General features: G+C 55.8%; 6 protein-coding genes, 4 tRNA genes and 1 pseudogene. 3 read left to right on the top strand and 8 right to left on the bottom strand.

Annotation, left to right across the window (positions count from 1 at the left end; all coding sequences use genetic code 11):
• Positions 1 to 263: pseudogene (locus JBE38_RS17685) on the top strand (hypothetical protein); the annotation flags it as partial.
• Between the two features lie 149 nt (positions 264 to 412).
• On the opposite strand, the gene JBE38_RS17680 reads toward JBE38_RS17685, so the two are convergent.
• Positions 413 to 489, bottom strand: a tRNA-Arg gene (locus JBE38_RS17680).
• Positions 490 to 815: 326 nt separating this feature from the next.
• Here JBE38_RS17680 and JBE38_RS17675 point away from each other — a divergent pair.
• Positions 816 to 1043: a hypothetical protein gene (locus tag JBE38_RS17675; protein WP_090369070.1), complete on the top strand. Its 228-nt coding sequence runs from the start codon at positions 816 to 818 to the stop codon at positions 1041 to 1043.
• A gap of 528 nt (positions 1044 to 1571) precedes the next feature.
• The gene (locus JBE38_RS17670; RefSeq protein ID WP_060757333.1) at positions 1572 to 1898 is read left to right on the top strand and encodes an Arc family DNA-binding protein; all 327 of its coding nucleotides are present in this window, start codon (positions 1572 to 1574) and stop codon (positions 1896 to 1898) included.
• A gap of 110 nt (positions 1899 to 2008) precedes the next feature.
• Here the strand turns inward: JBE38_RS17670 and mgtE are convergent, their stop codons facing one another.
• The 7 genes from mgtE to alaS form a co-directional block, all read right to left on the bottom strand.
• Positions 2009 to 3451: a magnesium transporter gene (mgtE, locus tag JBE38_RS17665; protein ID WP_060757332.1), complete on the bottom strand. Its 1443-nt coding sequence runs from the start codon at positions 3449 to 3451 to the stop codon at positions 2009 to 2011.
• A 349-nt stretch (positions 3452 to 3800) separates the two neighbouring features.
• Positions 3801 to 3877, bottom strand: a tRNA-Arg gene (locus tag JBE38_RS17660).
• A gap of 72 nt (positions 3878 to 3949) precedes the next feature.
• Positions 3950 to 4026: transfer RNA gene (locus JBE38_RS17655), tRNA-Arg, on the bottom strand.
• Between the two features lie 108 nt (positions 4027 to 4134).
• Positions 4135 to 4225: transfer RNA gene (locus JBE38_RS17650), tRNA-Ser, on the bottom strand.
• A gap of 62 nt (positions 4226 to 4287) precedes the next feature.
• Positions 4288 to 4476 (bottom strand): carbon storage regulator CsrA, encoded by a 189-nt coding sequence (csrA, locus tag JBE38_RS17645; protein ID WP_003175645.1) that lies wholly within the window; start codon positions 4474 to 4476, stop codon positions 4288 to 4290.
• 174 nt (positions 4477 to 4650) lie between these two features.
• Positions 4651 to 5892, bottom strand: coding sequence for an aspartate kinase (locus JBE38_RS17640; protein ID WP_060757331.1), 1242 nt, complete (start codon positions 5890 to 5892; stop codon positions 4651 to 4653).
• Positions 5893 to 5989: 97 nt separating this feature from the next.
• On the bottom strand, positions 5990 to 8608 hold the full coding sequence (gene alaS, locus JBE38_RS17635) for an alanine--tRNA ligase (RefSeq protein ID WP_090369068.1): 2619 nt from the start codon (positions 8606 to 8608) through the stop codon (positions 5990 to 5992).
• Positions 8609 to 8647: the final 39 nt, after the last annotated feature.

Genomic DNA, 8647 nt, shown 5'->3' with positions numbered 1-8647 from the left:
TTAAAGAGCGGTTGGTTAAGTCTTTCGTCTCAACCGAGGCGCGCATTCTACAGCAGCCTCATTTGCTGTCAAGTGATTATTTTCAGAAGCTTTCGAAGATTTCTTCAACAACTTCAACCACTTGCGCCTCCGATCTCTCGTTAGCGGGAGGCGAATTCTACAGGCATCAGCAGAGGCGTCAAGCGCTAATTCAAAAAATCGGAATTTTCTTTCTGGGCATCTCCCTCTATCGCCCCCCCTCTATATATAGAAAGAGAAAATGACTCTCAGCGAACGCGCTCCGATACTGGAAAGCACGGAGCGAAGCCTACTCGAAAGCGACCAGGAAGCTAAAGAAGATCAAGAGAGGAAAAGAGAAGAAGAAAGACACGCAAATCAACAGGCATCTATAGCGCAACGCCTGGCGTATAGATGGTGTCCCAGGGCCGGTTCGAACGGCCAACCTTCCCCTTAGGAGGGGGATGCTCTATCCAATTGAGCTACTGGGACAAATGGACGCCGTCAGGCTAAGAGCCTAGCGACGGCGGCGTGCATGTTAACGGCCAAGATAGATTTTGTCATGTCGTCCGTAGGCATTTTGAGTGTAGGCCTAAGCTTGCAGAAGCAAACGCGGTTCAACCCCGCAAATTCGGGCTGCAAATGGAATCGTGCAAATTGCATTGACCAAAAAAGCGAATACATTGCAAATTGCATCCACAGCCCTCATAAAAACAACATAACCCTTTGATTTTAAATAGTTAAAATATTGGCACGACACCTGCAATAAATCTCCTATAAGCCAGTTTTGCAAACACTAGTCAGCGGAGAAGAGAACCATGAATAGCGCCGCCCTGTTAGCCCTGAATACCGTAGCCTTGGCCGCGCTGGTGATTTTTCATTTTCAATCCACCACTGCCCAGAACACGACACAGATCAACCAGCCGGTTCCACATCACCTCCAGCAACGCCCGCAATTGGCAGTAATGACCGCCGCCCAGCCCTCCCCCGTTTACGCGGCTCAAGGCGCCCAGACTTCGACCACATCCAAACATTGGATCTTCTAAGAGAGCCACCAGCCCCGATCCTGAGTTTGGCGTTCATGCAATTCTGTACGCCTATGACCCAGCCGGGGCATTTATGGCCGGCGTAGCGTCCAGTAGATTCACGCCGACCCGGTCTACCGGATGAAATCTACCCAAGACCGCGCGGAACCATTTCAGCTCGACCTTATGTCGCCTGACGCTAGCAAATCGGCAAACTGACACTAGTCTTAAGATTGAGGGCAAAAGGCCATATTGCGGTAGGATGTGCGCCCCCAACCCGCGTGCAGCCTGGGCTTGCGCGACGATCTGAATTCCAGATGCTGCGCAAATTTTTTTTCCAACCAGTCCGCAGAATTGAAAATGAGTGCTGGCATAAAGCCTGTAGGCGGTTCAATATTTGTCACAGAATTGACGCCAAGTAAACGTCAAATCTGAGGCATGATGCGGCCTCTTTGCAATTCGGGTTGAACTTTGGTCGTGAGCCTTGTCTTAACACTCATCTTGCGGCCAATTCCAGAAACCGCTCCTCTGAACTAACCGGTTAAATATATGCGCCCATTGAAACAGGCAATTTATTCCAGCCGTACGGCTGACAAGTTCGTCGTACGTCTGCCAGACGGAATGCGGGAACGCATTGCCGAGGTGGCTCGCAATCACCACCGCAGCATGAACTCCGAAATCATCGCCCGCCTGGAGCAGAGCCTTATTCAGGAAGGTGCGCTGGGTGAAGAGTTGAGCATGCGCATGGACAGCCCAGAGCTGTCACTGCATGAACGCGAGCTGCTGCAGCGTTTTCGTCAACTCTCCCACCGCCAGCAAAATGCTCTCGTCTCGCTTATCGCACACGATGTTGAGGCAGCAGCAGAAGCCAATTGATTCACTATTGAAAGCAGAAGCCAGCCAAGTGCTGGCTTTTTTTTGTGCGAAATCTGGGAAAGGAGTATGGAACGAGGGGCAGAATTGCCCCCCCCCCCCGTGAAAAGGCATCAGAGCAGGAAGATCGTGGCCAGGCCCAGGAAGATGAAGAAACCACCACTATCGGTCATGGCGGTAATCATCACGCTGGCCCCCATTGCCGGGTCGCGACCCAAGCGTGCCAAAGTCATAGGGATCAGTACCCCCATCAGAGCGGCCAGCAGCAAGTTGAGCGTCATGGCAGCCGTCATTACAACGCCGAGCGACCAACTGCCATAAAGCATGTAGGCCACAATACCGATCACCCCACCCCATACGACTCCGTTAATCAGCGCCACCGCCAGCTCCTTGCGCATAAGGCGTGACGTATTACCGGTGTTCACCTGATCAAGCGCCATGGCTCGTACGATCATGGTGATCGTCTGGTTGCCGGAATTACCACCAATACCGGCAACAATGGGCATCAACGCTGCCAGAGCCACCAGCTTCTCAATCGAACCTTCGAACAACCCAATCACTCGCGAAGCAATGAAGGCGGTAATCAGGTTGATAGCAAGCCACGCCCAACGGTTACGCAAGGAACGCCAGACCGAAGCAAAGATGTCTTCCTCTTCACGCAGACCCGCCATGTTGAGAACTTCGGTCTCACTCTCCTCACGAATCAGGTCAACCATTTCATCAATGGTCAGACGACCGATCAGCTTGCCGTTCTTGTCGACCACAGGAGCAGAAATCAAGTCGTAACGCTCAAATGCTTGAGCGGCATCATAGGCGTCTTCGTCCGGGTGAAAACTCACCGGATCACTGGCCATTACTTCCGCAACTTTCTTCTCAGGGTCGTTGACCAACAGGCGCTTGATCGGCAGTACGCCCTTCAGGATACCTTCGTAATCAACGACAAAAAGTTTATCAGTATGGCCTGGCAGCTCTTTAAGACGGCGTAGGTAACGCAATACCACTTCCAGGCTGACATCTTCGCGGATGGTGACCATCTCGAAGTCCATCAAAGCGCCGACCTGGTCCTCGTCGTAAGACAACGCGGAACGCACGCGCTCACGTTGCTGGCCGTCGAGCGCTTCCATCAGCTCATGGACAACATCACGGGGAAGCTCTGGAGCGAGGTCCGCCAGCTCGTCCGCATCCATCTCCTTGGCCGCTGCCAGGAGCTCGTGATCGTCCATGTCGGCGATCAGGGTTTCACGGACCGAGTCGGATACTTCGAGAAGGATGTCACCGTCGCGGTCAGCCTTGACTAACTGCCAGAGCGTCAGCCGGTCATCCAGCGGCAAGGCTTCGAGGATATAAGCAACGTCGGCAGAGTGCAGGTCATCGAGCTTGCGTTGCAACTCGACGAGGTTTTGCCGGTGGACCAGGTTTTCTACGCGGTCGTGATGCGGACCTTCCTGACGGTGCGTGAGGTCTTCGACCACACGCTGGCGCTGCAGCAGCTCGATGACTTGAGCCAGACGATCCTGCAGGCTTTCCTGTGTTTTCTTTACTTCTACTTCGGTCATAGGCGAACTCCACTCCCAGCAGCGGGGCACGCCGGAAGGATCAATCAGTCAATTCATGATTGGTAAAGCGGGGTACTGAGTAACTACTGGGTAAGTCCATGGAGGTATTCCACAAGCCCCGGCGGGGCTGACGGGCACAATGATACACGCTGCGTGTGCTTTTAACGTTAAAAAACTGGAAAGAACAAGCGCTTGCGAGACAAAGCTCAGATTGGCTGCATCTATGAACTGCGACGACGCAGCTCGGAGGGAAAACACATGAAGCAGGAGAAAAAGATAATGCCTGCGAGAAAACCTACACAAACGCCAGACGGCAAAAAGCCCGCACTAGGCGGGCTTTTTGTTTGTATGGTGCACTCGACAGGATTCGAACCTGTGACCGCTCGGTTCGTAGCCGAGTACTCTATCCAGCTGAGCTACGAGTGCAAGTTGTGTTTTTAGACCAGATCACAACTGGTTGAAGCCAAGCCACCTGCATTGCTGCAACTGACTCTTAAATGGTGCACTCGACAGGATTCGAACCTGTGACCGCTCGGTTCGTAGCCGAGTACTCTATCCAGCTGAGCTACGAGTGCATTTGTTGCCGCGCATTATAGGCCGTTCAATCTCTATGTAAAGCTATTTTTTCGAGTATTTTCAACAACTTACCGAAAAAACCAGATTGCAACGTACTAAGCAAATAATGGCGGAGAACGGGGGATTCGAACCCCCGACACCCTTTTGAGGTGTACTCCCTTAGCAGGGGAGCGCCTTCGGCCACTCGGCCAGCTCTCCGCAACACGGGGCGTATATTAACCACGTTCATCCCCGTTTGCAAACATAAAAAACGATAAAAATTAAAGGCTTGGTTCTTCGTCCTTCTCTTTCTTGATCCGCAGGTAGATTTCCTCGCGGTGAACAGCCACCTCTTTCGGAGCATTAACCCCGATGCGCACTTGATTACCTTTGACGCCGAGCACGGTCACGGTGATTTCGCCATCACCGATAATCAGGCTTTCTGCGCAACGACGAGTCAGAATCAACATACCTTTCACCTCACGCATTTCAGTTCAGGAACAACAGTCTGCAAAAAAAAGGCCCTCGACCTACAACCCGAAGGCCATAGCCCTACCACCTAAGTATTGTCGAGCCCACACAAAAGAACATGCGCCCCACAAAAAAATGAAAGGCGCGGTAAACCGCGCCTTCCTGGCATCACATCACTCGCCCTGTCGGGCCGGGGCATCCAGCTCGAAAGCGGTATGCAGTGCGCGTACAGCCAGCTCCAGGTACTTCTCTTCGATCACTACCGAGACCTTGATTTCCGAGGTAGAGATCATCTGGATATTGATGCTTTCCTTGGCCAGAGCGCCGAACATACGGCTGGCAACGCCGGCATGGGAACGCATGCCCACACCTACGATCGATACCTTGGCAATCTTGGTATCGCCGATCACTTCACGGGCGCCAATTTCGTTAGCGGTGTTCTGCAGGATTTTCAACGCCGCATCGTACTCGTTGCGGTGTACGGTGAAGGTGAAATCGGTGGTGTTATCGTGCGAGACGTTCTGCACGATCATGTCGACTTCAACGTTCGCATCGCTGATAGGGCCCAGAATCTTGAAGGCCACGCCCGGGGTATCCGGCACGCCACGGATCGTCAGCTTGGCTTCATCACGGTTGAAAGCGATACCGGAAATGATCGGCTGTTCCATGGATTCCTCTTCATCAATAGTAATGAGGGTGCCCGGACCCTCTTTGAAGCTGTGCAATACGCGCAGCGGAACGTTGTATTTACCGGCGAACTCTACTGCGCGGATCTGCAGCACCTTGGAACCGAGACTGGCCATTTCCAGCATCTCTTCGAAGGTGATCTTGTCCAGGCGCTGGGCGACCGGCACCACACGTGGGTCAGTGGTGTAGACGCCATCCACATCGGTGTAGATCTGGCATTCATCAGCCTTGAGGGCCGCCGCCAGAGCCACACCAGTGGTGTCCGAACCGCCACGCCCCAGGGTGGTGATGTTGCCGTGCTCGTCCACGCCCTGAAAGCCCGCCACAACTACCACGCGCCCGGCTTTCAGATCAGTACGGATTTTCTGATCATCGATTTGCAGGATGCGCGCCTTGGTATGCGCACTGTCGGTCAGGATGCGCACCTGGCTGCCAGTGTAGGACACCGCCGGCACGCCACGCTTGTTCAGCGCCATGGCCAGCAACGCAATGGTCACCTGCTCGCCAGTCGACACGATCACATCCAGCTCACGCGGCAGCGGCTGTTGATCACCACTGATTGCCTTGGCCAGATCGATCAGGCGATTGGTCTCGCCGCTCATGGCCGACAGCACCACCACCAGGTCATCCCCGGCATCGCGGAATTTCTTAACCTTGTCGGCGACCTGCTCGATTCTTTCGACAGAGCCGACCGAGGTGCCTCCAAATTTCTGTACGATCAAAGCCATTTCTAAGCCGCCTCAGCCCGTAAAGGGGCGCCCAATAAACAAATCTTGCAGCACCGCAGCGAGCCCACGACTAGACCATGGGCTCATTAACAGCGCCTTAAATACCGGCCTCGACAAACGGTACGGTCAGGCCCAGGGCCGCGTCCAGGCTGCCGGCATCTACACCACCGCCTTGCGCCATGTCCGGACGACCACCGCCCTTCCCGCCCACTGCCGCGGCGGCTTGTTTCATCAAATCACCGGCTTTGAGTTGGCCAGTCAGGTCTTTGGTTACACCGGCAACCAGAACGACCTTATCCTCATGGACACCGCCGAGCAGGATCACTGCGTGGCCGAGTTTGTTCTTCAACTGATCGACCAAGGCCAACAGCGCCTTGCCGTCCTGGCCGTCCAGACGCGCAGCCAGCACCTTCACGCCCTTGACGTCCAACGCTTGAGCAGACAAATCGTCACCCGCCGCGCTGGCTGCCTTGGCTTGCAACTGCTCCAGCTGTTTCTCCAGCGCACGGTTGCGCTCAAGCACGGCGGACAGTTTGTCGATCAGGTTGTCGCGGCTGCCCTTGACCAGGCCCGCCGCTTCCTTGAGTTGTTCTTCGGCGGCGTTGAGGTAGGCCAGGGCCGCAGCCCCGGTCACCGCCTCGATACGCCGCACGCCGGACGCCACGCCGCCTTCACTGATGATTTTCAGCAGGCCGATGTCGCCGGTACGGTTGGCATGGATACCGCCGCACAGCTCCACCGAGAAGTCGCCGCCCATGCTCAGTACGCGCACGCTGTCGCCGTACTTCTCGCCGAACAGTGCCATGGCGCCTTTGGCCTTGGCGGTCTCGATGTCGGTTTCTTCAGTCTCGACCGGAGTGTTCTTGCGCACTTGCGCGTTGACGATATCTTCCAGTGCCTTGATCTGCTCCGGCTTGATCGCTTCGAAATGGCTGAAGTCGAAGCGCAGGCGCTGACTGTCGACCAACGAACCTTTTTGCTGAACGTGCTCGCCAAGCACCTGGCGCAACGCAGCGTGCAACAAGTGAGTGGCCGAGTGGTTCAGCGCGGTAGCGTGACGCACGTCGGCATCGACCTGGGTATCGACCGGCGCACCGACCGTCAGGTTACCCAACACCAGCACACCGTGATGCAGGAAAGCACCGCCGGTCTTGGTGGTGTCACGCACTTCAAAGCGACCCGACGTCGAACTCAGGAAACCACAGTCACCCACTTGCCCACCGGACTCGGCATAGAACGGGGTCTGGTCCAGGACCACTACCGCTTCGTCGCCTTCATTCAACACGTCGACCGACTTGCCGTCCTTATAGAGGGCAACGATCTTGGCCGACCCCACGGTCGCCTTGTAGCCGATGAAATCGGTAGGCACGTCCACCTTGACCAGGGTGTTGTAGTCCAGGCCAAAGGAACTGGCGGAGCGCGCACGCACGCGCTGGGCCTCCATCTCACGCTCGAAACCGGCTTCATCGATGGTCAGCTCGCGCTCACGGGCGATGTCGGCGGTCAGGTCCATCGGGAAGCCGTAGGTGTCGTACAACTTGAACACCACGTCGCCCGGCACCACGGTACCTTTGAGCTCAGCCAGGTCCTGCTCGAGAATCTTCAGGCCGTGCTCCAGGGTCTTGGAGAACTGCTCCTCCTCAGCCTTGAGCACGCGCTCGATGTTTTCCTGCTGCTGCTTGAGCTCCGGGAAGGCGTCGCCCATCTCGGCGACCAGCGCGGCCACGATCTTGTAGAAGAAGCTGCCGGTGGCACCCAGCTTGTTACCGTGGCGGCAAGCGCGACGGATGATACGACGCAGCACGTAGCCACGGCCTTCGTTCGACGGCAGTACGCCATCAGCAATCAGGAAGCCGCAGGAACGGATGTGGTCCGACACGACCTTGAGCGACGACTGGTTTTCATTGGCGCAGCCAATCGCCGCAGCCGATGCGCTCAGCAGGTTGGTGAACAAGTCGATTTCATAGTTGGAGTGAACGTGCTGCATCACCGCACTGATCCGCTCCAGGCCCATGCCGGTATCCACCGACGGTGCCGGCAGCGGATGCAACACGCCATCGGCGGTGCGGTTGAACTGCATGAACACGTTGTTCCAAATCTCGATATAACGGTCGCCATCTTCTTCCGGCGAGCCCGGTGGGCCACCCCAGATGTCGGCACCGTGGTCATAGAAAATCTCGGTGCAAGGACCGCACGGGCCAGTATCGCCCATGGTCCAGAAGTTATCGGACGCGTAAGGCGCGCCCTTGTTGTCGCCGATGCGGATCATGCGCTCTACGGGCACACCGACGTCCTTGGTCCAGATGTCATAGGCTTCGTCGTCTGTCGCGTAGACGGTGACCCAGAGCTTTTCCTTGGGCAGCTTCAACACACCGGTCAGGAAGGTCCAGGCGAACGTGATCGCATCTTTCTTGAAATAATCACCGAAGCTGAAGTTGCCCAACATTTCGAAGAACGTGTGGTGGCGAGCGGTGTAACCGACGTTTTCCAGGTCACTGTTCTTACCGCCGGCGCGTACGCATTTCTGGCTGCTGGTAGCGCGGGTATAAGCGCGCTTTTCCTGGCCCAGGAAGCAGTCCTTGAACTGGTTCATCCCCGCGTTAGTGAACAGCAGGGTCGGGTCATTGCCAGGGATCAAGGAGCTGGAGGCTACACGGGTGTGACCTTGCTCTTCGAAGAAGCGAAGGAAGGCTTCACGGATTTCTGCGCTTTTCATTAGGTTCTTCCACGGAGTCTGCGGCCAAAGGCCAGTGCG

The sequence above is a fragment of the Pseudomonas sp. ICBG1301 genome, assembly GCF_016918385.1.
GTDB classification, from domain to species: domain Bacteria; phylum Pseudomonadota; class Gammaproteobacteria; order Pseudomonadales; family Pseudomonadaceae; genus Aquipseudomonas; species Aquipseudomonas palleroniana.
Note: the sequence above shows the minus strand (reverse complement) of the source record. Positions and strands in the feature narration are given on the sequence as shown.